The organism is Pontibacter amylolyticus (assembly GCF_014638845.1).
Taxonomy (GTDB): Bacteria; Bacteroidota; Bacteroidia; order Cytophagales; family Hymenobacteraceae; genus Pontibacter; species Pontibacter amylolyticus.
This window is the reverse complement of sequence record NZ_BMFP01000002.1, coordinates 88,196-113,184: the sequence shown is the minus strand read 5'-3', so window position 1 is coordinate 113,184 and position 24,989 is coordinate 88,196. Positions and strand designations below refer to the sequence as shown.

Here is a 24,989-nt window from a genome sequence, read left to right as displayed (position 1 = left end):
GAAAAGCGTATGTTTGGGATTTTGAAGTAGTTATGGGTTATTCAATCTACAGAATGAAAAGAATTATACTCTTTTTTTTATGTGTCAGTCTACTTGCGTGTAGCAGTAGCGATTCAACTGAAGCAGTAGATGATGAACTAATTGAGAATTCTATCTCTGAAGACACTTCAGCAAGTCGAATCCGACTATTTAAGTTGTTCCTGAAGAAGTTTAAGAATTTAAGTCTTCCAATCGAAATTAGATCTGATGGCTTTGCACGTCTAGACGTTACAGGATTAGAAAGGCTAAACGAGCAAAGCAATGATACATTGTTTGCTAAGGCTGATTACTTCAATGAAAGCTTTTGCTATGGTATGCTACCTGACACTACTTCGTTTTATACTTTAATTTTCTATCATCCGGCGGCAGAATATTATCCAGTTGTAGCGACTTATTCTAAGTCAGGGTTTCTGATTAATCAAGAGAATCTTTTCCATGGCGCTTGCGGCTCAGACTGTGGCTTGACTTCATGTTCTATGACAGCAATCATTGGTAAAGACTTCTCCGTGCTAAGTGTAGACAGCATATACTATGAATATGAATGTGATAGCACATATGCCCCAATTCCAAATACTGGTGAAATCATTGTGATTTCAAAAAATGGGAAAATAGATAAAAAGGGAGCAATCAGTATGTCTAAAGAAAAAGAGCAGAGAATAAAAATAAACCCATAACCACGCCTATAATTTAGCTTCGCCACATTTTGCCAAGTACATTAGGTGCAATTCCTGTAATATGAAGAGGTTGTTTTTTTCAATGTTATTAGTCTTTCTCTTGACCTCCAAGGGGTATGGTCAAGAGAAACAGCTCGAGATTGTGATCGGAAACGGAATATTAACAATAAATGGCTATCAACTTGTATCTGAGATAAGTGTTGATAAACTTGATGATTTGTTAAGTGAAAATGGAATAGTTGTAAAACATAAAAAGCAGAACTTTAAAGACAGACATCACGGCACAAGACATAAGATACCCAAGTATGTTGAGATAATCTATAACCAGAGCGGTTTGGTTTTTAAGGGGTCAGATGAAAGCAAAATATCCAAGCTCCAGGTTAATTTTCGTTCAAAGGATTTAACGGAAAAATATGTCACGGCTACTCTTGAGAAAGAGTACGAGCTAAGGAAAAATGATCCCGGCTTCAGTCTTACAAAAAACCAACATGCCCAGACCTTTAAAGACATATATATGAATACGTTTGGACCTTGGACGGAGCAAACATATTCAGGTAAGCTATTTTTCTTGGACCATAAAATTGTTGCGGACAGCTCTATGAACGACTTGACCGATGCAACTCTTAATCTTTATGAAAAAGCTTTTTTTGATAAAATTCTGTTCAACGAGAAGTTTAGCTGTATGATACCTGCCGCCGTAATTGTATTCGGGTTTTGCGAGTGCTCTTCAAACGGAACAAGGCTTATGCTTTTTGATGAGGGTATGAGACTTCATAGTATTAGATACAATTTTGGACAAAGATAAAAGCATCTAAAATCAATAGTGTATGGCACATGCCCTTCGGGACACGCGCCATACACTAGTTCGTTAGAGGAGTATACAAAAACATGAGCTAAATTGACAACTTTCAATCGACATATCACCAAATCAATTTCTACGACCATTAGTATCAAAGCACAACCAGAAATCATTTGGGACAATATCACCAATGTCAGAATTGAACAGTTTTCTGATCCATTCATTTTTAAACTTCTTGGTATCCCTCGACCATTACGAGCAGACTTATTGGCAGAAGGAAAAGGTGGTCGGCGAATAGCTTACTTTGACTCTGGCAAAAGGTTTGTGCAAGAAATAACGACTTGGAAACCATTGAAAGAATATTCGTTCAACTTTAATCCAGAAAAAGGATTTGTAGTGGGCTACTTTTTTGACATTTCACAGGGTATTTTTAGAGTCCCAAATGGCTCTTACTTCTTGACTAGAAAAGGGGAAATAACAACGCTTCAGCTTATGACATCCTATAGCCTGGATGGACGAGTATACTTATTATTTAATTACCCAGTAAGACTAATTTTGAAAGCTTTCCAGAATTATTTATTGACTTCAATTAAAAAAAACAGCGAATAAATGGAAAGCATAAAGTTTACAGCATCGATAGAGGTTAACTGTAACCCTGAAGTCGCTTTCGACTACACACAGGATTACAAGCAAAGGTTAAGTTGGGATACTTTTCTCAAAAAGGCCGATTTAATTGAAGGAGCTACAAAGGCAGAAAAAGGAGCAAAAGCATATTGTGTTGCTACAAATGGACTTGGCATGGTAACCGAGTATGTAACTTTCAATAGACCCAAGGCAACTGCAATCAAAATGACGAAAGGACCTTTTATGTTTAAATCATTCTTAGGTTCCTGGACATTTAGGGAGTTAAAACCCAACTCAACTGAAGTGATTTTTTTATATTCATTTAAGCTGCGTTTTCCATTCAATCTGCTCAAAGGATCAATAAAGAAAATTTTGGAGTCAAACGTCAAGCAAAGACTTATTGATCTTAAAACAAACATTGAATTAAAAGCACGACCCGCTAACAAGATGTAGAATGTATTTAAAATGCATTTTACACTATGCGGTAGCTTCATTGGAAACAACTTCCTCTTGTTCCTAGCAAAGCAATTCTAACTCCATACCTGAAGAAAAAGTACCCCAAAATGAACACCCTACACCAATGCATCTTCCAATACCACCCTATTTCTATACCAGCATGGGAGGCGCTTTCCAAGGCGTTAACGCGGGTGGAGTTGCCCAAAAATGCCTTTTTGGTACGGGAGGGAATGGTGTGCAATAAGCTGTATTTCCTGGAGCAAGGTTGTTTGCGCGGATACTACAACAACCTGGATGGCAAGGAAGTGACGTACTGGTTTGGCTTTGAAAACAATTTCATTACCTCTTTTTACAGCTTCATTTCCCGAAAGCCGGGTATAGAAAACATCCAAACCCTGGAAGACTCCACCTTGTGGGGAATTAGCTCTGAAGCCCTACACCAGCTGTTTGATCAGCACCATGACCTGGAGCGCCTGGTTCGGATCATCAACGAGCAGTACTACATCCGGCTGGAAGAGCGGTTGATGGCTATGCAGTTCAAAACGGCCCGGGAACGGTATGAACAGCTACTGGAAACCTCACCGCATATTCTGCAGCGAATCCCGCTTGGGCAAATTGCCTCGTACCTGGGCATTAGCCAGGAAACGCTGAGCAGGATCCGAAGCCAGGTTTGATGGTTTCCTTTTTTGACAATTGTCAAAAGAAAGCTTTAGGGGCTGCTATACCTTTGATTCATCACTTAACGAAAGAAAACATGAATCAGAAACCATCCAACGCATTTGTAGCAGCCTCCTGGGCGACCTTACTGACCGGTATCACCGCCTACCTCATCGGCCTCTGGAATGCCGACATGCTGCTGAACGAAAAGGGCTATTATTTTGCCATACTTATGTTTGGTTTATTCTCCGCCATCTCGCTCCAAAAAAGCGTGCGCGACCAACTGGAGGGTATACCGGTGACCAACATCTATTATGGACTTAGCTGGTTTTCTACCATTCTGGCGATCGTGCTGCTGACCGTGGGGCTTTGGAATGCGGATCTGCTCCTGAGCGAAAAAGGCTTCTATGGCATGTCGTTTTTACTAAGCCTTTTCGCTGCCATTGCGGTGCAGAAAAATACCCGTGACAGTTTAAGCAGGGAAATGCCTTCAAAGCAAGAAGGGGAGCTATATTATTAAAAGTCACTGTGCAGCAGACTCAAAACATATCAGCTTGCATTTTGAAATGACAGCATCTTTTCAATTGATTCTATGAAACCACACCTCACCCGCGAAATCATCTACAGCATCGCCCGGCACAGCAACTGGCGCGAGGCAGGTATAGCCGCCTGGCTTCGCAAAGAGCAGGTATACGCCGGGCCGCAGGACTGGATCAAGTTTGTCCGGCTGTTCTTGCTGGGGCTCGGAGGCAGCTTTCTCATCTCGGGCATTATCTTCTTCTTCGCCTACAACTGGGTTGATATGCACAAGTTTGTGAAGCTGGGCCTGATCGAGTTGCTGATACTGGCCGTTACGTTTGCGGCGGTGTTCACCAAACTCAGCGGCACGGTGAAAAATGTGCTGCTCACGGCCAGCACCATGTTGGTGGGCGTGCTCTTCGCCGTGTTCGGGCAAATCTACCAGACCGGCGCCAATGCCTACGACTTCTTTCTGGGCTGGACGATGTGTGTGGTGCTGTGGGTGGTTGTGGCCAGGTTTCAGCCGCTGTGGTTCATCTTCCTCGTGCTGCTCAACACCACCTTCGTGCTCTATACCCAGCAGGTGGCCACACACTGGTCCTTTGCCGTGGTAATGGATGTGCTGTTCATCATCAACGCAGCGGCCGTTGTCATCTGGGAAGTGCTAGCCGCAAAAGGCCGTGTAGGTATACAGCACCGCTGGTTTCCGAGGCTGGTGGGGCTGGCGGCGATCACCGTCATCACTGTCAGCATGATCTCAGCACTGTTTGCAGGTATACGCGAAGATTACGGACTGGCTTATGTGCTCGGCGTGGCTATGTATGGCGTAGGGATCGCCTATGGCCTGAAGGTGCGCGATATCTTTTACCTGACGGCCGTTCCTTTCAGTGGCATCGCGGTGGTGACAGCCATCCTGGTGCGGATCGGGGAGGACGTGCCGGAGATTATGCTGTTGCTGGCCACGCTTTTTGTGGTGGGCAGCATTACGTTGCTGATTCAGTATTTGGGAAAACTTAACCGACAGTGGCATGGCCGATAAAGAATATCCGCAACTCGAAACCCTGCTGCAGGAAATTGCACAGGAGCAACCCGACTTCAGCTATGATGGTGCTGCCATCACATCAGAAGCAGCCCAATCCACTTCGCTGCTGAAACGCTGGCCTGTGAAGGTGCTGACGATTCTGGGTGGTTTGCTGGCGATGGGTACCTTGATGGGGGCTATTGCGAGCACGCAGCTACTCCAATCAGGGATAGCGATGCTGGTTTTTGGTTTGATTTTCCTGGTCGGGGCGGAAGTGATGATTCGTAGCAATAAGGATACGACCGCTGACGCGCTGGGTATTTCTATGAACATCACAAGCTACGTGATGCTGGCCTTCGGTGCCGGCCAACTGACGGATAGCGCCTCGGCCGCAGCCATTACTTTAGGTATAGCGTCAGCGCTGGTGCTGGTTTTCTCAAGGAGTGCCGTTTGTGTGTTCATCTCCGTGCTGGTGCTTAACGGCAGTCTGCTCAGTTTGATCTTCATCCACAAGGTATATAACCTCTCGCATGCCCTGATCATGGTGCTGGCAGGTATACTTACCTTCATTAGTCTGTACGAAGCGAAACTGCTGGCCCTGTCACGGCGGTTTGCGCTGGTTTTCGGGCCGGTGCGCATGGGGCTGATCTTCTCCCTGATCATCGCGCTGGTGCTGTTTGTGCACCAGAAACTGCTCTCCTCCAGCATCACTCATTTCTGGCTGTCGGGTTTGTTTTTGATTGCCTGTCTGCTGCTGTTGCTACACCGTGTGCTGCGCGAAAGCGGGGTGAAGGAGCAGAAGACGCTGGCCATTTTCTATACCTGCTGCGCGGTGGTGTTGCTGCCGACTGTGCTGGCTCCCTCGGTGCCGGGGGCTTTGCTGGTGGTGCTTTCGAGCTTTTACATCGGTCACAGACCCGGATTTTGGGTGGGGCTGCTGGCGCTGGCTTATTTCCTGGTGCTCTACTACTACGACCTGAACATGACGCTCCTGGCCAAATCCGGGGTGTTGGTGCTCACGGGCAGCCTTTTCCTCGCTGGCCTATACCTGTTAAACCGATACTTAAGAAGCCATGAAGCGTAACCTCAAAAGTATCATCGTGCTGGTCAACCTGGTGGCGGTGCTGGCCTTTTTCAATCTTTCGGTGGTGGAGAAGGAAGAGATTTTGAAAGATGGCCAACTGGTGCTGCTCAGCCTCGCCCCGGTAGACCCGCGCTCCCTCATGCAGGGCGATTACATGGTGCTCAGCTATGCCATCAGCCAGACGCAGGAACTGGAAAAACTCCCCAGTCGCGGGTATGCCGTTGTGCAGCTGGACTCCCAAAACGTGGCGCAGCTGGTACGTTACCAACCAGAAAAAGAACCGCTGCACCCCGGCGAAGTCCTGCTCAGGTATAGCAAAGGCGGCTGGTCGCTCAACCTGGGGGCGGAGTCTTACTTTTTTGAGGAAGGACAGGCCAAAACGTTTGAAAAAGTGCAGTATGGCGGGCTCAGAGTGGATGATAAAGGCAACAGCATATTAGTAGGCTTGTATGATGAAAACAGGCAGCTGATCGTGCCGAAACGGGAGCAGGTATCTCAGAAATAAACCTTATCTTGACGATCATTTCAGACGCGTATGTCAGCCACCCGACACAGCTACCACACCGGTCATTATTTCAGCGCAAGCGCCCGGGCGCTCGGCTGGCTCACCACCACCCTGGCCATCACCATGATTGTAAACGGCTCGGTAGCGGCCTACGCTTTTCTTCCGACCGCCATTATCACGCAGTTCACGCACTACCGAACAGAATTTGACCTGGCACAAATGACCTGCCGCGAAGGCGTGCGGTTTGCAGGTATAACGTTGGGTGAAATGCTGCCACTGGCCGGCATTGATTTCCTTTTTGTGAAACGGAACAACTACAAGCGGGTTAGCGAGTCAAGAGGGTCGATGAGTACCTTCCAATTCGAGTGCTACGACGGCTACATTAAGCTGTCGGATGACGTGAAACTGCACCTGCTGCAGCGCAAAACAAAAGAGCAGGCCATGCAGGAGATGCAACAGATGGCGCAGGACCTGCAGGCAGAGCTGCGTGACCTGACCGATATGAAACTACAGGGATAGAATATGCGCATCGAGAAGCAGTTTGTGACAGGTATAGCACGCGGACTCACTTATTATGCGGGTGGAGCTGCGCTGGTCTGGCTCACTTATCTACTATTTGGCTGGGAGTACGCGCACGCACCCGGAGCGCACCACATGGTGGGGCTGCTGGTGCTGGTGATCGGCGCTGTGCTGTTGATCCGACGGTTGATCGCTGTACTTACAACCCCAGCCGATACGCATAACAAGGGAGCGCTCCTGGTCCATGCCCTGGCGGTGGTTGGTTTCATCCTGTTCTTCAAACTCATCATCCTGAACGGTGCCCTCAAACGCGACACCGGCGACCCGGCTGGTTCCGAAGCGTTGACTCTTCACAACCAAACCAATACACTGCCGCTTAGCGACACCCTGTTTCTGCAGGTGGCCGACTCAGTGCAGCACATTGAAAAAGAGCAGCCGCTGCACAAAATAGGGCGGCTACCTAAATAAAGCAGCCGCCCTCTGTTTTCATAGCTGAGAAAAGCACTAAAACTCCACGCGGTAATTCAGAATCGGCAGCATGCCCACCATGTGGCGTGTAATCACCTCTTCTTTTATGCGGTCGTACTGCACACCAAACACGTTCTGGCGGTTGGTGAAGTTCTGGATGTCAAGCGACAGGATGTAGCTGGCGTTCGGTCTGTTTTTGCGGTAACTCACCCGTATGTCGGAGCGGAAGTAGTCGGGCGTCTGTACCCCGAAGCGGTTGGCTGCGTCGAGCACTTCGTACTTCATCTCTTTTGATTTCTCCAGGTCAATCGGGGTATAGCGGTTGCCGCCAGCCCACATCACCTTGCCGTTCAGGCCAATCAGGTTTTGCTTGTTGCTGCCCACTTTAAACTCCTTGCCTGCCAACAGATTCACAATGTGGTTGCCGTTGAAGCGGGTGTCGCGCAGACTGCCGTCGCGGGCGCTGTATTTGGAGTCGTAGAGCGAGGTGGTAAGCAAAAAGTAGTAGTTGTTGGTGAAAAACTTCTCCAGTGTCATCTCCACGCCGTAGTTGCGGCCAGTGCCCTCGTTCACCAAGGTCTCACGGCTCACACCCCGCTCGTAGTTGAGGGCGGAGTAGGTGCTGTTTTCGGCTATACCTACGGGCACGTTGAAGAGGTGCTGGTAATAGGTCTCCACTTTCAGACGGAGGTCTTCGCGCAGCATCTGGTCGTAGCCCAGCACATAGTGCGCGGCGCGTGTCAGGCCCAGTTTGCGGTTGGGCTGGGTATAGCTACCGTCGGTTTGGCGCTGCTGCGCAAAGTAGGCAGTGAGGGCGTCGTGGCGGCTGTGCAGACCAACGGCAGCGCTAAACGAGCGGGCGGCATCGAGCTGGTATTTCATACCCATGCGCGGCTCTACTACGGTGTTGCCGTTCAGTCCGAAGTGGAGGCTGTGCAGACCCGTGTTGAGGGTGAGCTGCTCGGTGAAGCGGTACTTCCACTGCGCAAAAGCCTGCGCCATTTGCGTGTTGCCGCGCTGGTTTACAAACTCGCCTTCTTCGTACTCGATGTTGCGCCCGCCTGCGTACGAGTCGTAGCCCAGCTGGCTCAGGATGATGCCTGTGCGCAAAGTATGGCGGTTGTTGAACTTACGGTTGTAGAGCGAGGAGAAACGGGTAGCCTGCTGCGCGAAATCGTGGCGGTAGAAAGGAATGGCCGTGTAGTCTGCCTGCAGCGAGTCGACCCATACCTTGTTGCCACTCGTGGAGAAAGAGAGCGTGGACTCGATGTAATCGTTTTTGCCGAGGAACAGGATGTGGCTTATACCTGTAGAAGCCATGCGCGCCTGAAAGCGGTCGTCGAAACGGTCGAGGTAGCCCTCCCATTTTTCGCTGTCACGCTCTGCTTTCACGTTCTGCTCGCTCAAACCGCCTAGTCCCCAGAAAGAGAAGTAGCCCACTTTGGCCGTGGGCAGGTATAGCTTAAAGGAGAAATCCTGGAAAACAGGCACAGCATCACCCGAAATCTTGACGCCAATTTTATTGAGCATGGCCAGCGTGGAGTAGCGGTAATTTGCCAGATAAGAGGCTTTGGAGCCCGCCTTGAACGGACCTTCGGCGGCAAAGTCTATACCCAGTATACCTGCCTGCAGCGCATACTCGCGCTTTTCGTTGTTGCCGTTGCGCAGGCGGATGTCGAAAATACCTGACAGCGCATTGCCATATTCGGCTGGGAAAGCACCTGTGTTGAAGTCGGAGTTGTCGAGCATGTTCACGCTCAGAATGCTTACGGCACCGCCCGCCGCTCCCTCTTCGGCAAAGTGGCTCGGGTTGGGCACTTCAATGCCCTCCACACGCCAGAGCACGCCCCGCGGCGAGTTGCCCCGCACCACGATTTCGTTGCTCATGTCCTGACTGATGCCCACGCCCGCGTAGTTCTGGGCGGCACGGGCAGGGTCGTTCACGCTGGCGGCATAGCGCTTGGTTTCCTCCACTGAAATGGAGCGCGAACTGATCATCGCCATCTCGTTCAGCGGATTTCCCTTGCTCTGCTGCTCGGCGCTAATCACGACTTCCTGCAGTTTTCTGAAGGATTCGCTCAGGCCGATGTTCAGCACCAGTTCCTTGCCCGAGCCCAGCAATAGCTCGGGTAGCACCTGCTCTTCGTAGCCGAGGTAACTGATACGCAGGGTATGGCGACCCACTGGTACTTTGTCGAGGCGGAAGCTGCCGCTTACATCGGTGGTTACGCCTATGGCTGGGGTAGTGGTGAGGATGGCAACGGTGGCCCCAATGAGCGGCTCCTGCGACTCTTTGTCGATGACTTTGCCACGAATGGTTTGGGAGAGTTGCTGGCCCATGCTTGCGATTGGAGCACAGATGATTAAAAGCCAAAACAAGGCCTTTGAAGCGGTTAACGCTTTGGATTTCATGGTTTTATTTTGTGTGGTAGTGGTTGCGTGTGTTTTTCAGGGCGCAAAGGTAGTGGAATTATTTTGAGATTCATCTGGTGTATTCTAAAGTATATTCAAAAAAATAGATGAATTGTCACTGATGTTCGACAAACCCCCGCTTATACCTTACTATGCCGCCTACACGTATGCTATAGTATGAACCTGAATCATTTCTTTAGAACTGCATTTTGTCTGGCGCTGCTGCTGCCCCATCTGCTGCTCGCCCAAACCAAAACGCCTATGAAACTGGATGATTTACAATGGGAAAAACGTGTGCTCCTGCTGTTTGCTCCCGCACCAGACAATGCGGATTTTGTTGAGCAACAAAATAGAGTCCGCAAAAACACGCAAGGTATAGCCGAGCGACAACTGGAAGTTCTGGAGCTGGTACCAGGTGGCAAGGAGGCGGGTATGCGGGAAGAACTGCTGCAAAAGTTTGCGGTCGCACCCGGTGTCTATACCTTGGTTTTGCTGGGGAAAGACGGGCTGGAAAAATACCGGAGCCCGAAAGCAGTGCCATTGGAAGAGGTCTTTAAAATAATCGACCAGATGCCGATGCGCCGACAGGAAATGCGTAAACAGGACTAAAAGAACTGTCATGACCTTCGAACAACATCCCCTCCGGCACGAAAGACGCTCGCTGGTAGCAGACGTGCGGTATCAGCTGATCTCGTTCATCCGCTCGTTCACGCTGGTGCTTTACATTGCCATGGGTATGGCGGTGGTAGGGGTCGTTATGAAGTTTCTGGGGCTGACGGGCGGCAGTTTTGTGTTCGTGTTCGCCATGGCCGTGCTCATGTTGCTGCTGCTGGTGCAGGTCGGCCTGTCTTTTTTCTACATCGTTTCGAACGTATGGCTGGCGCTGCTGGGCGCGTTCAGTAGTTTTTCGCTGGTGACAGCCTTGCTGGCGCTCATTTTCCGATACCAGAACTGGTTTGGCTGGCAGGTGATCTTCTATGCCGTGGTTCCGCTCTACCTTTTGGTGGGTGTGCTGCTTTTCCTATACCTGAAGCGCTTCCAGAAACTGCACGAGCCGCTGCGCAATTTCTTTTATCTCAACCTGGTCATCCCTTTTGTTTTTCTGCTGTTGCTGGGCATCGTGTCCTTCCTATTCAGCGCCGACCGCTTCAACCAGGAAGAAGACCCCGTATTGCAGGAGTCCCCTATACCTATTGACGGTACCGCCGCAGAAGATACGACCGGGTTGTGGCGGGCGTGTTGAGCGCTGGCCAGGTATAGGGTTGATTTTAAGGAGAGATATTAGTAGTTTCAGATATATGAAACAGGCGCTCCTTTTCTCTTTCTTCTTCTCGTTCGTTCTGACGCTGCAGGCCCAGACACTGAAAGGCCGTGTGGTAGATGCTGCCACCAACGATCCCATTGAATTTGTGTCGGTTTACCTGAACACCACTACGCGCGGAACCAACACCAACGATAAAGGCGAATTCGCGCTTGCAATGCCTGCAGGCACGTACGAAGTCATCATCTCATACCTGGGCTACGAACCGCTGGTGCACCGGGTGCAGGCCGATAGCCTGCCTCCCTCCATCCTCTTTAAGCTGACACCCAAGGCGCACGTGCTGGGCGTAGTAGAAGTACAAGGGAAACGCGATGTGCAGTGGCACGACAACCTGGAAGTATTCAAAGAAAACTTTCTTGGCCGGAGCTGGATTGCAAAGGGCTGCAAACTTTTAAACCCGGAAGTGCTGACCATTGATTTTGACCAGCGCAGTGGCGTATTGGTGGTATCAGCCAGAGGTCCGCTTATAATCGAAAACAATTTGCTGGGCTACAAGGTGGAGTACCAGCTGACAGACTTCACCTACCGAACAAAAGAGGGGTATGTCACCTTCGAGGGCTACCCGCGTTACGAACCGATGCAGGGCAGCAAAAGCAAACAACGCCGCTGGGACAAGAACAGGGAGTCGGCTTACAGAGGCTCCGCCATGCACTTTGCCCGGGCACTGCAGCAGCAGCGCCTTGTAGAAGAGGGCTTTAACCTGCGCCGCCTGTACCGCCTGCCTAACCCCAACCGGCCTACAGACGAAGAAATAGAAGGCGCGCGGGCGCACCTGAGGGCCTGTGGCAACACGACCATTGTTTCCGACAGCATCAGCGACATTCTGAAACGCGCCCGCTTTCCACGCTTTGTAGAGCGGTTAGACATAAATCCCGTTCCTTACAGCGAGTACCTGACAACTGGCAGAGGCAAAGCCCGTTTGTCTTTTGAGCAATTCATGCAAGTGGTGTATACCGGTGAGCAGGAAGAGCCGGCTTACGTCAGCAGTACTTCCAATTTTCTGAATGGAGGCAGCGCCCGCAAGCCTACGTACCAAACGTCGGTTTTCTCTTTGCAGTCAAATGTGGTAGAAGTAGAAGCCTCAGGCAATTTTCTGAACCCGCTTGATGTGCTGTTCGAAGGGTACTGGGCCTGGGAGAAAGTAGGCGATATGCTGCCGCTCGATTATAAGCTTTAACCCTAGCCCCGGCTTAGTTATAAGCTAACTGACTGTGTTGCTCTACACACGCTATTGCACTACACCCGCTATTCGGCGCACTCCTGATCCGTCATTTGCAACTGTTCCACCGGGAAGCCCTTGGCATTGGCCAGTTGCTCTAGTCTGGCGTAAGTGGCATCGTCCATGGTAGGGGTGCGGGAGAGGAGCCAGAGACTTTCGCGGTCGGGCGCACCCACCATCACATAACGGTACTCCGGGTCGAGCTCCAGGATCCAGTAGTCGCCTTTAAAAGGCCAGAAGAACTGTACCCTGAGCTTGCTGTTGTTACTGCCCTCCACCGGAAAAGCCTTCCCCTTCACATCACTCGTTTTGCCTTTTTTCAGGCAGGAGTTGTATACCTCCACATAGCCCTCTTTGGTATTGAATTTATAGTCGGCTGTGGTGCAGCGGCAGCCTTTGGTGAAGCGCTGCGGGATGGAAGCGATCTCGTACCACCTGCCCATGTAGCGCTCCAGGTCCACGTTGGGCACCGTTTCGAGGGGTGCGTTTGTGCTGCTGCAACTGCTGATGATAGCGGCGCCGAGCAACACCGCACCGGCAGTCAGGATAAGTTTTTTGTTTTTGTCCAAAGCCATTTCTGCAACGTGTTAGAGTTGCTTGGCCATTTTGTAGTGCTGAATAGAACCAAACAACAGGTATGATTTTTCTATTACGTCATACCCGTTGCGGCGGTAAAAGTTCACGGCATTTTCACGGGCCTGCAAGGTAATGGAGGTAGCTCCAAGCTGCCGCGCGCGGTCCTCAAGGTAACTGAGCAGCCGGTCGCCCAGGCGCAGTCCCTGCTTGTCGCCCCGCACGCCCATAAAGCGGATCTGCCCTTCCTGCGGCGTATTCAGGTGCAGGCGGCACACGCCGACGGCCTCGCCCTCGTCGTCCACCAGCATGGCGTGTATGGCCTGTTCATCATCCTCGGCTCGTTCGCTGCCTTCGGGCTGGTCCCAGGGCTTGCGCAGGGTGTCGTAACGGAGTTGGTAGTACTGTTTGAATTGCTCAGGGGTAGCGGGTTCTATGACTTTCATTCGGTAGCGTTTTTATAATGCAAGTTTACTACAAAATGTGGTGTGGTAGGTATAGCGGGTGTGTTATTGCATAATCGCTTTTCACCTAGCGGCGGGCAAGTGGTATAGCTACTGCTTGTTGCAGGTATAGCAACCTGGATTGTTCTATAGCTTGCCCTGGCCGGGCGGGCCCTACTTTTTTTCTTGATAAAAAAAGTAGGCAAAAAAATCAAGACGATTTTGAACTCGCTGACCGCTCAAACAAAAAATCGTCAAGAGTGCACCTGGCTAATGCTGTTTGTTTCATAGCTTCCGGTGCAAGTTAGTCTTGCCATACCTGCCAGTAATGTGATGCTGTAACTACAGCGCTTATACCTGTGAATTGGCAGTTACGGATTCCCCGCCTTAGACAAGGAGGGGTTAGGGGTGGTTGGACCCGGTCTAGCAAAGGAACTGCTGCTACGAGGCCTATACCTGTAAAATGGCAGTAGCTAAAATTCCCGTCTGGGGGTAGGGGGGTGTTAAATCAGTGGGATCCCAAACCGCGGAAGCTACAGTGCTTATACCTGATTAAGGTAATGATATAAGTCCCCCTTGGGAATAGGGGCCCTCGACAAAGAGGGGGGCGGAGGATAACTATCGTTCACGCTCCCCTCCTGTTTTTAGGAGGGGTTGGGGGAGGTGATTCCCCTCCCGGGAGGGGCAGGGGTGGGTTCCTTTTACACAAGAATCCTGTCAATCTTTTAATCCTGAAAATCCTTGGGTGGGGACCCTATATAAAGGTTCAGACAGAGAAATCCCGCGCGTTCCATTCATTCGCCAACCAACAATTCAACCATTTAACAATTCAACCATCCAACAACTAGCAATCAACAATTAGATAAATAACTTTGCAGCTTATAAACCGTGTAAATCTTATCATTTAACCTAACCCGAAAAACTATGGCATCTTTCGATATCATCAGCAAAGTAGATCCGCAGATCATGGACAATGCGATAAACGTGGCCCGCAAGGAAATCATGAACCGCTACGACTTCCGCGACACCAAAGGCTCGCTGGAGTTCGACAAGAAAAACAATGAAGTGCACATCAGCATGGAAAATGACATGCGCGTGCAGCACACCGAAGACGTGCTCATCGGCAAAATGGTAAAACAGGGTCTCGACGCCACCGCCCTCGACTTTTCCAAGGAAGCCTACCAGAGCGGAGCGATGGTGAAGAAAGACATCAAAGTGAAAGCCGGCATCGACAAGGAGACTTCCAAAAAGATCATGAAGCTGATCAAAGACAGCAAGGTGAAGGTGTCGGCAGCCATCATGGACGAAACTATCCGGGTGACAGGCAAAAAAATCGACGATCTGCAGCAAGTGATCGCCGTTTTGCGTACAAACGCCGAAGAAATAGGTATGCCGCTTCAGTACGTCAACATGAAATCTTAATGGCTACATGGTTGAATGGTTAAATTGTTTTTATCTGACGGCAACCATTTAACAATTCAACTCTCACCTTATGGAAATATTCGCTAATCCGGACACCTGGATAAGTCTGCTGACCCTGACCTTTATGGAGGTCGTGCTTGGCATCGACAACATTGTGTTTATCTCGATCATCGTCAGCCGGCTGCCCAAGGATCAGCAGGCCAGGGGGCGCAACATCGGCCTGACGCTGGCACTCGTTTTCCGCATCATCCTCCTGATGTTCATCGCCTGGATCGTGAGCGCGAGTGAGCCGATCTTCTCTATCAACCTACCGTTTACCGACGAGGATTTCCCGGTGTCGTGGCGCGATATTATTCTGTTTGCCGGCGGTCTGTTTTTATTGGCCAAGTCGGTAACCGAGATACACAATAAACTGGAGGGCGAGGAGGAGGGCCACGAAGCCGGAAAGGGAACCGCCACCCTGGGCAAAGTGCTCATCCAGATCATCCTGATCGATATCGTGTTCTCCTTCGACTCTATCCTGACGGCCGTCGGTCTGGCACAGGAAATCCTGGTGATGGTTGTTGCCGTGATCATCGCGATGGGCATTATGCTGATTTTCGCCAAGTACGTGAGCGATTTTGTGAACAAGCACCCGACTGTGAAGATGCTGGCGCTTTCCTTCCTGCTCCTCATCGGCTTCATGCTGATAGTAGAGGCCCTGCACCAGCACATCCCGAAAGGCTACATTTACTTTGCGATGTTCTTCTCGCTGATGGTGGAGATGCTCAACCTACGCCTGCGCAAGAAAACCACACCGGTGCATCTGCGTCAGAACGAGGTATTGTCCGAAGGCGACCCTTCCCTCTAAATCAGCTTATAACTTTAAACAAAGGCCCTGGCAGTATACCTGTCGGGGCCTTTTTTAATGCCATTCGTTTTCTCAGAAGCTCCCAGCTGCAGTATGGCCGAAGCGCAGTGCAGCAGGTATAGACTTTACTTTGCCCGGATTATCGTGGCAGTCCGGAGAATTAACAGACATACATAGGAATTTGCTATATTAACCGTACAAAACCTCGCTATACCTGGCCATGTCCACAAGACCCTATCTCTTAGCTCTCTTTCTGCTGATCGCCCTCGTGGGCCTGAGTGTGTATAGCGTCAGCCTGATGCGTCCACCGGAGGCGCTGCCTGCCGATGCGCCGGCTGCCGATTTTTCAGCGGATCGCGCCATGGAACATGTGCAGCAGGTGGCCAGCCAGCCCCATGCCATGGGCACGCCAGGCCATGCGGAGGCGCGGCAGTATCTGCTTAAACAAATGGAGATGCTGGAGCTGCAGCCACAGGTGCAGGAGGCGGTGGTCGTGAACCCGGTGGGCGAAACCAGCAACGTGGGCTATGTCTACAACCTGTTGGGGCGCTTGAAAGGAACGCAGCCGGGCGGTAAAGCCGTGCTGCTGATGGCGCACTACGACTCACAGCCCAACACCCCCGGTGCCGGCGACGACGGCGCAGGTATAGCCGCCATGCTCGAGACAGCCCGCGCCCTGCAAAGGGGCGAACCGCTGCAGCACGACGTTATTTTCCTGATGACGGACGGCGAGGAGTACGGTTTGTACGGGGCCAAGGCTTTTCTGAAGCACCCCTGGGCGCAGGAAGTGGGCGTGGTCGTGAATGTGGAGGCGCGCGGCAACGCCGGCCCGAGCATGACCTTCGAGATCAGCCCCGAAAACGGCTGGATCGTGGAGCAGTTTGCAGCGGCGGCACCCTACCCCTTTGCCAGTTCCATGATGTACGAGGTATACCGCAACCTACCCAATAACACCGACTTCACTGTGTTCAGAGATGCCGGGTATACGGGCGTGAACTCGGCTTTCATCGACGGATTCGTGCACTACCATAAAATGACCGATTCGCCCGAGAACCTGGACCGAAACAGCCTGCAGCACCACGGCAGCAACATGCTGGCGCTGGTACGGCACCTGGGCAACGTTTCGCTCGAAAACACCAGGGCGCAGGACAAGATCTTCTTTAACCCGGCGGGCAGTTGGCTGGTGCAGTACCCGGCCGGGATGAACATCGTCTGGGCGGTGCTCACCACGGTGCTCTTGCTGGCCAGTGTTGTGGTGGGCCTGCGCAAAAAAGCCTTCTCCCTTCCGCAACTGCTGGGTGCTTTCATCGGCTTTCTGCTGGTGGCAGGTATCATCGCAGGTCTGTTCTTTCCGCTCAACAGCTTTGTGAAAGGCATGTTGCCTTACAGCCATGAAATGAACGGGGTATACGGCGATGACCGTTTCTTTATGGCCTATCTGTTACTGGCACTCGGCATGCTGCTCTTTCTTTGCTGGCTGCTGCTGCGCTGGATGTCGGTGTTTGCACTGGCGCTGGGTATCTGTCTGCACTGGTTCTTGCTGATGGCTGTCGCGCTGGTGATAGTGCCGTCGGCCGCTTATCTGTTTATGTTCCCGCTGCTTTTCTGCCTGCTGGCCTTGCTGGTGCTTTTCCTGAAAGACCTGCACCACCAGCCGGTGGGTTGGGCCTATGTGCTGGTGTTGCTGGCAGGTATAGCGCCTGCTATTTTTATGCTGATGCCGCTGGTTCGTTTCCTGTTTGTGGTGTTTGCGCTGCAGATGCCGGTGGCCATGGTGGCCACACTGCTCCTGCTGGCCGGCTTGGCTATCCCTTTGCTGGTGGTGATTGAGCGCAGCTTCGGCTGGCGCACCTTGCCGCTGTTGCCGGGCCTCTTGCTTTTTGTGGGGGGCATCCAGCTGTTCCGGGCCATAGAGGCGGAGAAGCCAAGCGAAATCCAGCCCCTGCACAGCCACGTGAGCTACTACCTCAACACCGATGACAGCGTAGCCGTCTGGGCGTCCGCCTTCAAGCGCACCGACGACTGGAACCAGCAGTTCTTTCCGAACCCAACCTCAGGTGCCCTGACCGAAATATACCCTATGGCCGCGCGGGAGTACCTGAAAAACGTAGCGAAACCTATACCTGTGGAGGCGCCTGTCGCCAGTCTGGTGAACGAAGCGATAGCCCCCGGCGAGCGTGTGCTGACCATCAGGCTGCAGTCACCACGAGGAGCCGCCCACCTCGACCTGGTGCTGCAGCCTTCCGAGGAAGGCGGTATGCTGGGAGCCGCTATCAACGGCGAGACCCTGACCCTGGGGCCGATGGAAACAGCGCAAGGAGCGGTATACTTTGCCAAGGTGCACGGGCTGCCGGACTCGAAAGAAGTGGAGCTGGAAGTACGCCTGAAACAAAGCAGCAGCCTACAGCTCTACCTGTACGATGTAAGCATTGGCTTGCCGCAGCAATTGGTGCGTGTGCCCTTGCCCAAGCACGTTATACCGGAGCAGGGCCGCGAAAGCAACCTGACACTGGTTCGAAAGTCATACCGGTTTTAAACCAAGGCATTGCTGTACTTTGGAGTGTTTCCAGGCAGGAAACATAACTTGTGAGGCGCGGTATACGGTATAGCTAGAAACGACACCTTGCGCACCCTGACCTATGCTCACCGATAAACTGCTCACCCTGGCCTTCGGGCTGCTGTTCCTGTTCATGATCGCCTGCGGCGAAAGCCCCAAAACCGAACAGGCCAAAACCGACACGCCGCCCGTTGTAAAGGAGATGAGCCGCAGCGCCGCCTTCCTGGACTATGCCGCCAGCACCACCATGCTGCAGGCCGAGTTGGCACGACTGGCGACTGAACGATCCGAATCCGAAGAGGTTAAAGCCCTTAGCACCGAAATGCTGGACTTCTACAGCCACGCCCTGAAGCAATTGCAGCAGGTTGCCAGGGCTGAAGGATTGCATAATAGTTTGCCCGATTCGCTGGGATCGGCCGACAGGGCAACGGTAGAGGAGTTTGGGAAATTGACCGGTGCTGCGTTCGACGAGCGCTACAAGGCGTACGTGTATACCTCGCAACAATCGCAGCTGGACCATTACCAGGAAACGCTTTTGCGCGCGGAAGAGGAAGAGATCAGGAATTGGGTAAACGAGATGCAGCTACAGCTGCGGGCACGCCTGCAATTGGCTGCGCAGTATGATAGCGCCCGGTAGGTATAGCAGGGACAGGATTAGCTCCAGAGGTCGGCGGCTTTGCGGGCCATCCGGAAGAAAAGGTCTTTTTCAAGGCCTGCCACCTGGCGGGCCTCGCACTCTGAGTAGCCGTTTTCGGAGGCATTAAGGTAATCGTAATAAAGCTGCGCCAGTTCCAGCGAGTCGTCCTCAAACTGTTCTGTCATGCTTTCGCGCTGCAGCTTCTCGGGCTCGAAGATCTTGGAGGGGTATAGCTTGTCGAGCTGGTAGATCAGGTACTTCTGCGAGGTGTTGTCGGAGCGCTTGCTGCCACCGCCCAGAAGTTGCTCCAGGGGCAGGTCATCATCGTCCTCGTACTCATCCTCCAGTTCATCATCCACGGCCAGCGGCTCATACACGATCAGGTCGAAACCGGTTAGCTCCAGGTAGTCGTCGAACTGCTCTTTGATGGGCACCAGGGTAGGGGAATCGTGGTCGCTGTTGAGCACGTTGGCCATGTGCAGCGCGATCTCTTTGCCTTTGTCGCCGGCGCCGATCAGAATCTGGTTAAACTGTGTGAAGTCGCAGCCCAGGTAAATGAACTTGTACTCATCATCAAGCACAGTGAAGCACCAAAGCGTGATGAACTCCGTGTCGTCTATTACGACCGTGTCAATGAAGAGCTCATTTATCTGAATATAGTATGGTGCGTACTGCGGAGAGTCCATGGTTTAGTCGACTTTTGTTGTACAGTATTTGCGTATACGGAGTTTGTTTGCACATGGCAAAGTTTCTATATAGAAAATAAGCGAATGGCCCTAATCTTCGTGTCGGTAAATATAGTACAATACCCCACCGAGTGCCGTGACGCCCGCCCGTATAGCCCAGCCAATGCCTTCGCCCCACTGGTTAACCCAGTTTAACGCCAGCAGGTTGGCACCTGTAAGACCCATAACGAGCGAAACCAGTCCGGCAAGCAGGAGAAACAGTCCGATAAATTTCATAGTAGCTTTTTATAAGGTGACAGACCTCCCATACAGAAGTGTGTTGTAACAGAGAAAGCCCTGTTTTGAACAACCTCTATATAGTCCACTTTAAATATAATAAATATTATTTTCAGCACAAGATTTTATGCAAAAAATAGCTGTTTTTGCTACAGCGAAAGATAGGATTAAAGCCTGAATCAGGACCAGATGCGCTCCATGAAGCGCTGTGCGTTTCCGAAGGCGAGTTTCTCAAGCTGCGCAGGCGAGAGCGTTTCCTGCAGCTGCTCCAGCAAATAGGTATAGCTGGTGCCCGCATGCTCGTGCTCTTTGAAATAGTAAGGCACACGGCTCAGGTCTGGCGAGTCCAAGGTGTAAAAGTAGTCGGCTCCGAAGCAGATGCTGTTTTCGGCTCCTTTCTCAAAGCCATAAAGTATGTGCTGCAGCAAGGCTTTGGGCTGTTCATTGTTCACAAAGGCCCGCAAAAAGTTCATGCCGATCAGCCCCTGCCGGCGAATGATTTCCTGCGCGATCTCGTCGGGCAGGTTGCGGTTGTGCTCCCATACCGGCCGGAAGTTGGAGTGGCTGGCCATGACAGGTATATCGAGCCTTTCGCGGTCGATGTGCTCGAGGATGTCGTAGGCCAGGGCGTCGCTGGTGTGCGAAAAGTCCACGGCGATGCGGCGGCCATGCAGGTAGTCGAGCAGCATTTTGCCGTCGCGGGTGATGCCCCGGTCTGTCATGTTGCCGCCCCCGAAGCGATTGCCCATATGGTGGGTGAAACTGATGTACAAAAGCCGCTCCACCGCTTCGATGATCTTCTCCAGTTTCTTAAAGCCATCTTCCAGCAGTTCGTCCTCCTCACAAAAACCAGAGGCGTTTTCAATGGAAGCAATCATACCGATATCGCCTCGTCCGCTCAGCGCATGCTGTAAGGAAGCCATGTCCGTCACCGCCGTCAGGCAGCTGCGCTCGTCTGTGGCCAGTTTGCGGAATATCTCAGCCTGCAAGTGAGCATAGTTCGTGCTTCCTGGCGCGGTGGCGCAGTAAATAGCCATCGTCTGCAACCGCACATTGCCTTGCGTGAGAGCCGGCAACGAACACCCGATCTCGGCTACGTTGTCAATGGCCGAATCGGGCACGTCCGACAGGTATACGAGGAGGTCGCAGTGCAGGTCGATGATGGGCAGTCGGGCGGGAAGTGTCATGGAGTTGGTTTTTTGTTCGGTCTAAGATACGGAGAAGCAGGGCAGAAGGTATAGCGGCGTGTCATTTCGGTTACTCATCTGTCATTTCGACGAAAGGAGAAGTCTGTAACCCTTATTACTGCCGGTTCGGGCGCAGCGGGAGCTGGCGGTAAAAGATGCTGGACAGTACATAACTGCCTCCTCCTTTACCTCCTTGCCGTTTTCAGAAAGGCCGCATCACCGCAGGCACTCGATGTACGGCCAGTAGGTATCAGATTTCTCCTTTCGTCGAAATGACAGAAACGAGAGGGAATGATAGGGGAGAGGGGCCTCAACAAAAAAGCCGGAGATCTCTCCCCGGCTTCTTGTTTCTTCACAAGTTTTAATTCTCAAAACCCTCATCGTCCCCACCGTTCTGCTCGTTTGGTCGGCGGCGCTCGCGGTTGTTGCCCTCGCTGTTGAGGCGGTAGGTGAAGCCCAGGTAGATAATGCGGCTCTGGCGACGGTTCTCGCTCTCGGTCCTGAACTCCGGGCCAAAGCTCAGGAAGTTGAACTGCCGCGTATTAAACACGTCCGATACGCGCAAGGAAATGGTGCCGTTCTTCTTGAGCACGTCTTTTTTCATGGCCAGGTCAGCGCTGAACATCTGCTCCATACGGCCCTGAATGTCAGCCATTGGGGAGCGGTAGAAACCGGAGAGCTGGATGTTGAGGTCCTCCCACACAGTAAAAGTGGAGTTCACCTTCGAGTTCCAGCTGAATTGCGCATTGCTCAGCTCTGTGTCGCCCTGGGTGGTGTTGAGCTGCGTCCGGAAACCGGAGATACTGCCGTTGATACGCCACCACTTCGTAGCCGGGTAGTTGAAGCCGAGCTCAGCCCCATAGGCCCGGTTGTCGGAGATATTCAGGAACGTGGTTTCGGTGGCAGGTATGGTGTCGTTGCCTACGATCACCTGGGTTGCCTTGCGGAATCGCTCTATCTCATCCATGGTGTGGCGGTAGAAGACAGTCGCGTTGATAGAAGCCTCACCCCAGTACTTCAGGTAGCCCAACTCCAGCGAGTTAACAAATTCCGGCTTGAGCTCCGGGTTGCCGTAATGCACGCTGAACCGGTCCGAGCGGTCCACAAAGGGATTCAGGAAACGGCTGCGCGGTCGGTTGATGCGACGGCTGTAGCTGAACTGCAGCTTGTTGTCCGGGTTGAAATCCTTGGTGATGAAGAGCGTCGGAAAGAGGCTGAAGTAGTCGTTGCTGCTCTTTTCGTCCTCGGTGCGCAGGTCGGTTTTAGTGACGGTCTGCTCGGCGCGCAAGCCCACCTGGTAGCTGATGGACTTATATCGGTTGCTGTAGTTGGAGTAGACGGAGTAGATGTTCTGATCGAAGACGAAATGGTTGCTCTGGTCGGTGCTGTACACCATTTCGCCGGTCTCGTTGTTGCGGTTGAAGAAGCGTGAATCCTCATCCAGGCGCTCAAAGGAGCTCCGGAAGCCCGCCTCGAACTTGCTGTTTTCCGAAATGGGGTGCACATAATCGGCTTTGGCGACAACCTCGCGGTTGGCATCGTCCACCAGCGTCTGCTGCATTTCCGGGAAGGCGCCTTGCAGGCTGCTCCGCTCATTGAACAGCGCCACTTCGTCGTCGATGTTGGTGTTGTAGACGATGTCGGCCGTCAGTTCCTGCCCTTTCCGCTCAAAGGTCTGCCGATAGCCCAGCGTCACATCCACGGCATTTTCATTCTCCTCCTCGTCGGTGTTGCGGGTGCGGGTGTTTACCAATTGGCGGTTCTCGTCTTCGAAGCGGTAGAAGATGTTGTTGTACCCGGTGTCACGGCCGAAGCGGTAGATCCCAGAGGCTGACAAGGTATGGCGGGGCGTCAGAAAATAGTCGGCACCCAAGCGGAAGCTGTGCGAGACGTCCTTGCTGTTGCGGGTACCCTCCTGCAGACGATAACTGGTGCTGTCCTGCTGACCGAAGTCGTTGAAGTGGTAGTTGGTAGTAGAACTATTGCTCCATCCCGGTCGGGTGCGCTGCCTGAAGTCGTAGCCCGAGTTCAGCGACCACTTGTAGTAGCGGTAGTTCAGGTTGAGTGACGTGTTGTAGTTGTCGTAGGTACCGGCCGTGACGGAGGCAGAGCCGTTGAAGCCGGGCTTCTTCTCCTTCTTCAGCACCAGGTTGATGATGCCGGATGTGCCTTCGGGGTTATACTTCGACGAGGGGTTGGTAATCAGTTCGATGCTTTCGATCAGGTTGGCGGGGATTTGGTCGAGGGTGAGGTTGGAGAGAGCGGAGCGCTTGCCGTCCACGAGAATGGTGACGTTGGAGCTGCCGCGCATGCTCACGTTGCCGTCCACATCGACGGTCACCGATGGTAGGTTCTGCATGACCTCGGCCACCGAGCCGCTTTCGGCATTGATATCCTGGCTCACGTTCACCACCCGCTTGTCCAACTCAAAGGATACGATGGGCCGCTCTGTCACGATCTGCACTTCTTTCAGCCGCGTAGCACTACCTCGCACAGGTATAGCGCCCAACTGCAGGTTGCTGTTGGTAGCCGAAACGGCGATGTTAGGTATGAATTTGGTAGGATAGCCCACTGAGGAGATGCGCAAAATGAAGCGCCCCTGGGGCACGCGGGTCAACTCGAACTTGCCTTCCATATCCGAAGTGGCGCCGGTTACCAGGCTGGAGTCACGGGCAGTAAGCAACACGACATTGGCAAAGCCAAGCGGGCCTTTGGTTTCTTCGTCCTGCACCGTGCCGGAGATGCGGCCTTGGGCAGCGGCCTGCGGTTGTGCCTGAGCCAGGAGCGTGGTGCTGGAGATAAACAGTAGGAAAAGAACGAGGAGTAATGGTAAAGTAAAGATTCTCATAGTTTCTTATACGGGTAATCAAAAGAGGTGCTTTTATCGCCACAGGGTGTAGAGGCGGCAGAGGGGGCGGGAGAGAAAAGTAATAACCGGGGTACGCCGCAGTTCTTTTAACGGAAATGGCGGTTTCCCCCGGCTCAACTTTTAGCCGTATTTTAGACAAGCCTGGGAGGGAAAGGTTTAAACTGGGAGGCTAAAAATCTTGAAAAATTTACCTCAGGATGTTAGGTGTTGTGTTTCAATGATTTAGCGGGCGATCTTGCTCAGAAAGTCCCAAACCACCACACCGGTTGCCACCGAAATGTTGAGCGAATGCTTCGTGCCGAACTGCGGGATTTCGAGCACGAAATCAGAGTGATGGATCACCTCCTGTTCCACGCCAAACACCTCGTTGCCCAGCACCAGCGCATAATGCTGCTCCGGATCAGGTATAAACTCGTTTAACTTCACACTGTTCTCCGCCTGCTCCACCGAACCAATTTTATAACCTTGTGCTTTCAGCTGCTTTACCAGCTCCAATGTATCCGGCACATGCTCCCAATCCACGGACTCAGTAGCGCCAAGAGCTGTTTTCTCGATATCGCGGTGGGGTGGGGTGCCGGTGATGCCACAGAGGTATACCTTCTCGACCATGAAAGCGTCGGCCGTGCGGAAAACCGAGCCCACATTATTGAGGCTGCGCACATTGTCGAGCACCAAGACTAACGGTATTTTTTTCTTATTTTTGAATTCTTCAACCGAGTCGCGGTTGAGGTCGTCCATGGAGAGTTTTCGCATTGGGTTATTAGTAATGGGTGTTGGGGCAAAGGACTTCTGCTATAAGGTATAGCACAGGCCGTGCTTTGGTGCAAAGATACGAAAAGGCTGTCAGAATCAGGATTTGCAGGATTTTAGGATTGACAGGATTCTGTTCTGCCATCTTCCAGCTATAGCTTCTTAGTGGATGCAGTTCGGTACTCTTACTGATTTGACACTAACACGCCCCTGCCCCTCTCAAGAGGGGATTGCTGCTACTGGCAGTTTGTAGATATAGCCTCTGTAACACGAACCACTGGCAGGCATTGAAAGACTAACTTGCACGGGAGCAACGAAGCAGATCACGCTTGCCACGTGCACTCTTGACGATTTTGTGTTTGAGCGGTCAGCGAGTTTAAAATCGTCTTGACTTTTTTGCCTACTTTTTTTGTCAAGAAAAA

Annotated in this window: 26 protein-coding genes; 18 read left to right on the top strand and 8 right to left on the bottom strand. The window is 52.0% G+C overall.

Annotated features, from left to right (window positions below; translation table 11 throughout):
• Nucleotides 1-53: 53 nt before the first annotated feature.
• The 11 genes from IEV97_RS05405 to IEV97_RS05355 all read left to right on the top strand — a co-directional run bounded on the left by IEV97_RS05405 (nucleotide 54) and on the right by IEV97_RS05355 (nucleotide 7,365).
• A complete protein-coding gene (locus tag IEV97_RS05405; RefSeq protein ID WP_188500504.1) occupies nucleotides 54-713 on the top strand; it encodes a hypothetical protein in 660 nt (219 codons plus the stop codon).
• A 61-nt stretch (nucleotides 714-774) separates the two neighbouring features.
• Nucleotides 775-1,518, top strand: coding sequence for a DUF7738 domain-containing protein (locus IEV97_RS05400; RefSeq protein ID WP_188500503.1), 744 nt, complete (start codon nucleotides 775-777; stop codon nucleotides 1,516-1,518).
• A gap of 93 nt (nucleotides 1,519-1,611) precedes the next feature.
• The gene (locus tag IEV97_RS05395) at nucleotides 1,612-2,121 is read left to right on the top strand and encodes a hypothetical protein (RefSeq protein WP_188500502.1); all 510 of its coding nucleotides are present in this window, start codon (nucleotides 1,612-1,614) and stop codon (nucleotides 2,119-2,121) included.
• Nucleotides 2,122-2,589 carry a type II toxin-antitoxin system RatA family toxin gene (locus IEV97_RS05390; protein WP_188500501.1) on the top strand — a complete coding sequence of 156 codons (468 nt, stop codon included), beginning with the start codon at nucleotides 2,122-2,124 and terminating at the stop codon, nucleotides 2,587-2,589.
• A gap of 110 nt (nucleotides 2,590-2,699) precedes the next feature.
• Nucleotides 2,700-3,266, top strand: coding sequence for a Crp/Fnr family transcriptional regulator (locus IEV97_RS05385; protein WP_229733812.1), 567 nt, complete (start codon nucleotides 2,700-2,702; stop codon nucleotides 3,264-3,266).
• Nucleotides 3,267-3,346: 80 nt separating this feature from the next.
• Nucleotides 3,347-3,769: an inner membrane protein YiaA gene (gene yiaA, locus IEV97_RS05380; protein ID WP_188500500.1), complete on the top strand. Its 423-nt coding sequence runs from the start codon at nucleotides 3,347-3,349 to the stop codon at nucleotides 3,767-3,769.
• Nucleotides 3,770-3,841: 72 nt separating this feature from the next.
• Nucleotides 3,842-4,807 carry a DUF2157 domain-containing protein gene (locus IEV97_RS05375; protein ID WP_188500499.1) on the top strand — a complete coding sequence of 322 codons (966 nt, stop codon included), beginning with the start codon at nucleotides 3,842-3,844 and terminating at the stop codon, nucleotides 4,805-4,807.
• On the top strand, nucleotides 4,797-5,873 hold the full coding sequence (locus IEV97_RS05370) for a DUF4401 domain-containing protein (protein ID WP_188500498.1): 1,077 nt from the start codon (nucleotides 4,797-4,799) through the stop codon (nucleotides 5,871-5,873). The genes IEV97_RS05375 and IEV97_RS05370 overlap by 11 nt, the downstream gene beginning before the upstream one ends.
• A complete protein-coding gene (locus tag IEV97_RS05365; RefSeq protein WP_188500497.1) occupies nucleotides 5,863-6,378 on the top strand; it encodes a GDYXXLXY domain-containing protein in 516 nt (171 codons plus the stop codon). The genes IEV97_RS05370 and IEV97_RS05365 overlap by 11 nt, the downstream gene beginning before the upstream one ends.
• A gap of 30 nt (nucleotides 6,379-6,408) precedes the next feature.
• A complete protein-coding gene (locus IEV97_RS05360) occupies nucleotides 6,409-6,897 on the top strand; it encodes a hypothetical protein (protein WP_188500496.1) in 489 nt (162 codons plus the stop codon).
• Nucleotides 6,898-6,900: 3 nt separating this feature from the next.
• Entirely contained in the window at nucleotides 6,901-7,365 is a 465-nt protein-coding gene (locus IEV97_RS05355; protein ID WP_188500495.1) for a hypothetical protein, read from the top strand.
• 36 nt (nucleotides 7,366-7,401) lie between these two features.
• Here IEV97_RS05355 and IEV97_RS05350 read toward each other — a convergent pair whose 3' ends face one another.
• Nucleotides 7,402-9,777, bottom strand: a complete 2,376-nt coding sequence (locus tag IEV97_RS05350; RefSeq protein ID WP_188500494.1) for a TonB-dependent receptor — start codon at nucleotides 9,775-9,777, stop codon at nucleotides 7,402-7,404.
• Nucleotides 9,778-9,954: 177 nt separating this feature from the next.
• Between IEV97_RS05350 and IEV97_RS05345 the strand changes: the two genes are divergently transcribed.
• Genes IEV97_RS05345 through IEV97_RS05335 form a run of 3 tightly spaced genes read left to right on the top strand, consistent with a single transcriptional unit; the run spans nucleotide 9,955 to nucleotide 12,275 of the window.
• Nucleotides 9,955-10,386 (top strand): DUF4174 domain-containing protein, encoded by a 432-nt coding sequence (locus IEV97_RS05345; RefSeq protein WP_188500493.1) that lies wholly within the window; start codon nucleotides 9,955-9,957, stop codon nucleotides 10,384-10,386.
• Nucleotides 10,387-10,396: 10 nt separating this feature from the next.
• Nucleotides 10,397-11,020: a hypothetical protein gene (locus IEV97_RS05340; protein WP_188500492.1), complete on the top strand. Its 624-nt coding sequence runs from the start codon at nucleotides 10,397-10,399 to the stop codon at nucleotides 11,018-11,020.
• Nucleotides 11,021-11,075: 55 nt separating this feature from the next.
• Complete coding sequence (locus tag IEV97_RS05335; RefSeq protein WP_188500491.1) at nucleotides 11,076-12,275, top strand: carboxypeptidase-like regulatory domain-containing protein; 1,200 nt, start codon at nucleotides 11,076-11,078, stop codon at nucleotides 12,273-12,275.
• A 68-nt stretch (nucleotides 12,276-12,343) separates the two neighbouring features.
• On the opposite strand, the gene IEV97_RS05330 is transcribed toward IEV97_RS05335, so the two are convergent.
• Together IEV97_RS05330 and IEV97_RS05325 are read right to left on the bottom strand one after the other, a co-directional pair.
• The gene (locus IEV97_RS05330) at nucleotides 12,344-12,892 is read right to left on the bottom strand and encodes a lipocalin family protein (RefSeq protein WP_188500490.1); all 549 of its coding nucleotides are present in this window, start codon (nucleotides 12,890-12,892) and stop codon (nucleotides 12,344-12,346) included.
• Between the two features lie 12 nt (nucleotides 12,893-12,904).
• Complete coding sequence (locus IEV97_RS05325) at nucleotides 12,905-13,336, bottom strand: GNAT family N-acetyltransferase (protein ID WP_188500489.1); 432 nt, start codon at nucleotides 13,334-13,336, stop codon at nucleotides 12,905-12,907.
• A gap of 921 nt (nucleotides 13,337-14,257) precedes the next feature.
• On the opposite strand from IEV97_RS05325, the gene IEV97_RS05320 reads away from it, so the two are divergent.
• The 4 genes from IEV97_RS05320 to IEV97_RS05305 all read left to right on the top strand — a co-directional run bounded on the left by IEV97_RS05320 (nucleotide 14,258) and on the right by IEV97_RS05305 (nucleotide 18,799).
• Complete coding sequence (locus IEV97_RS05320; RefSeq protein ID WP_188500488.1) at nucleotides 14,258-14,755, top strand: YajQ family cyclic di-GMP-binding protein; 498 nt, start codon at nucleotides 14,258-14,260, stop codon at nucleotides 14,753-14,755.
• A gap of 70 nt (nucleotides 14,756-14,825) precedes the next feature.
• Entirely contained in the window at nucleotides 14,826-15,605 is a 780-nt protein-coding gene (locus IEV97_RS05315; RefSeq protein ID WP_188500487.1) for a TerC family protein, read from the top strand.
• A gap of 220 nt (nucleotides 15,606-15,825) precedes the next feature.
• Nucleotides 15,826-18,141: a M20/M25/M40 family metallo-hydrolase gene (locus IEV97_RS05310; RefSeq protein ID WP_188500486.1), complete on the top strand. Its 2,316-nt coding sequence runs from the start codon at nucleotides 15,826-15,828 to the stop codon at nucleotides 18,139-18,141.
• Nucleotides 18,142-18,244: 103 nt separating this feature from the next.
• Complete coding sequence (locus IEV97_RS05305) at nucleotides 18,245-18,799, top strand: DUF4142 domain-containing protein (protein WP_188500485.1); 555 nt, start codon at nucleotides 18,245-18,247, stop codon at nucleotides 18,797-18,799.
• 17 nt (nucleotides 18,800-18,816) lie between these two features.
• Here IEV97_RS05305 and IEV97_RS05300 read toward each other — a convergent pair whose 3' ends face one another.
• The 5 genes from IEV97_RS05300 to IEV97_RS05280 form a co-directional block, all read right to left on the bottom strand.
• Entirely contained in the window at nucleotides 18,817-19,485 is a 669-nt protein-coding gene (locus tag IEV97_RS05300) for a hypothetical protein (RefSeq protein WP_188500484.1), read from the bottom strand.
• Between the two features lie 90 nt (nucleotides 19,486-19,575).
• Nucleotides 19,576-19,761, bottom strand: coding sequence for a hypothetical protein (locus IEV97_RS05295; RefSeq protein ID WP_188500483.1), 186 nt, complete (start codon nucleotides 19,759-19,761; stop codon nucleotides 19,576-19,578).
• A 179-nt stretch (nucleotides 19,762-19,940) separates the two neighbouring features.
• Entirely contained in the window at nucleotides 19,941-20,948 is a 1,008-nt protein-coding gene (locus tag IEV97_RS05290) for a dipeptidase (protein ID WP_188500482.1), read from the bottom strand.
• Between the two features lie 361 nt (nucleotides 20,949-21,309).
• Nucleotides 21,310-23,796: a TonB-dependent receptor gene (locus tag IEV97_RS05285; RefSeq protein WP_188500481.1), complete on the bottom strand. Its 2,487-nt coding sequence runs from the start codon at nucleotides 23,794-23,796 to the stop codon at nucleotides 21,310-21,312.
• A gap of 243 nt (nucleotides 23,797-24,039) precedes the next feature.
• On the bottom strand, nucleotides 24,040-24,570 hold the full coding sequence (locus IEV97_RS05280; RefSeq protein ID WP_188500480.1) for an RNA methyltransferase: 531 nt from the start codon (nucleotides 24,568-24,570) through the stop codon (nucleotides 24,040-24,042).
• Between the last annotated feature and the right edge of the window lie 419 nt (nucleotides 24,571-24,989).

Coding starts and splice junctions, on each gene's coding strand:
- IEV97_RS05365 (WP_188500497.1), top strand. CDS start 5,863: ATGAAGCGTAACCTCAAAAGTATCATCGTGCTGGTCAACCTGGTGGCG.
- IEV97_RS05370 (WP_188500498.1), top strand. CDS start 4,797: ATGGCCGATAAAGAATATCCGCAACTCGAAACCCTGCTGCAGGAAATT.
- IEV97_RS05320 (WP_188500488.1), top strand. CDS start 14,258: ATGGCATCTTTCGATATCATCAGCAAAGTAGATCCGCAGATCATGGAC.
- IEV97_RS05330 (WP_188500490.1), bottom strand. CDS start 12,892: ATGGCTTTGGACAAAAACAAAAAACTTATCCTGACTGCCGGTGCGGTG.
- IEV97_RS05305 (WP_188500485.1), top strand. CDS start 18,245: ATGCTCACCGATAAACTGCTCACCCTGGCCTTCGGGCTGCTGTTCCTG.
- IEV97_RS05290 (WP_188500482.1), bottom strand. CDS start 20,948: ATGACACTTCCCGCCCGACTGCCCATCATCGACCTGCACTGCGACCTC.
- IEV97_RS05285 (WP_188500481.1), bottom strand. CDS start 23,796: ATGAGAATCTTTACTTTACCATTACTCCTCGTTCTTTTCCTACTGTTT.
- IEV97_RS05310 (WP_188500486.1), top strand. CDS start 15,826: ATGTCCACAAGACCCTATCTCTTAGCTCTCTTTCTGCTGATCGCCCTC.
- yiaA (WP_188500500.1), top strand. CDS start 3,347: ATGAATCAGAAACCATCCAACGCATTTGTAGCAGCCTCCTGGGCGACC.
- IEV97_RS05405 (WP_188500504.1), top strand. CDS start 54: ATGAAAAGAATTATACTCTTTTTTTTATGTGTCAGTCTACTTGCGTGT.
- IEV97_RS05355 (WP_188500495.1), top strand. CDS start 6,901: ATGCGCATCGAGAAGCAGTTTGTGACAGGTATAGCACGCGGACTCACT.
- IEV97_RS05375 (WP_188500499.1), top strand. CDS start 3,842: ATGAAACCACACCTCACCCGCGAAATCATCTACAGCATCGCCCGGCAC.
- IEV97_RS05300 (WP_188500484.1), bottom strand. CDS start 19,485: ATGGACTCTCCGCAGTACGCACCATACTATATTCAGATAAATGAGCTC.
- IEV97_RS05280 (WP_188500480.1), bottom strand. CDS start 24,570: ATGCGAAAACTCTCCATGGACGACCTCAACCGCGACTCGGTTGAAGAA.
- IEV97_RS05340 (WP_188500492.1), top strand. CDS start 10,397: ATGACCTTCGAACAACATCCCCTCCGGCACGAAAGACGCTCGCTGGTA.
- IEV97_RS05345 (WP_188500493.1), top strand. CDS start 9,955: ATGAACCTGAATCATTTCTTTAGAACTGCATTTTGTCTGGCGCTGCTG.
- IEV97_RS05385 (WP_229733812.1), top strand. CDS start 2,700: ATGAACACCCTACACCAATGCATCTTCCAATACCACCCTATTTCTATA.
- IEV97_RS05360 (WP_188500496.1), top strand. CDS start 6,409: ATGTCAGCCACCCGACACAGCTACCACACCGGTCATTATTTCAGCGCA.
- IEV97_RS05335 (WP_188500491.1), top strand. CDS start 11,076: ATGAAACAGGCGCTCCTTTTCTCTTTCTTCTTCTCGTTCGTTCTGACG.
- IEV97_RS05400 (WP_188500503.1), top strand. CDS start 775: ATGAAGAGGTTGTTTTTTTCAATGTTATTAGTCTTTCTCTTGACCTCC.
- IEV97_RS05390 (WP_188500501.1), top strand. CDS start 2,122: ATGGAAAGCATAAAGTTTACAGCATCGATAGAGGTTAACTGTAACCCT.
- IEV97_RS05295 (WP_188500483.1), bottom strand. CDS start 19,761: ATGAAATTTATCGGACTGTTTCTCCTGCTTGCCGGACTGGTTTCGCTC.
- IEV97_RS05315 (WP_188500487.1), top strand. CDS start 14,826: ATGGAAATATTCGCTAATCCGGACACCTGGATAAGTCTGCTGACCCTG.
- IEV97_RS05350 (WP_188500494.1), bottom strand. CDS start 9,777: ATGAAATCCAAAGCGTTAACCGCTTCAAAGGCCTTGTTTTGGCTTTTA.
- IEV97_RS05325 (WP_188500489.1), bottom strand. CDS start 13,336: ATGAAAGTCATAGAACCCGCTACCCCTGAGCAATTCAAACAGTACTAC.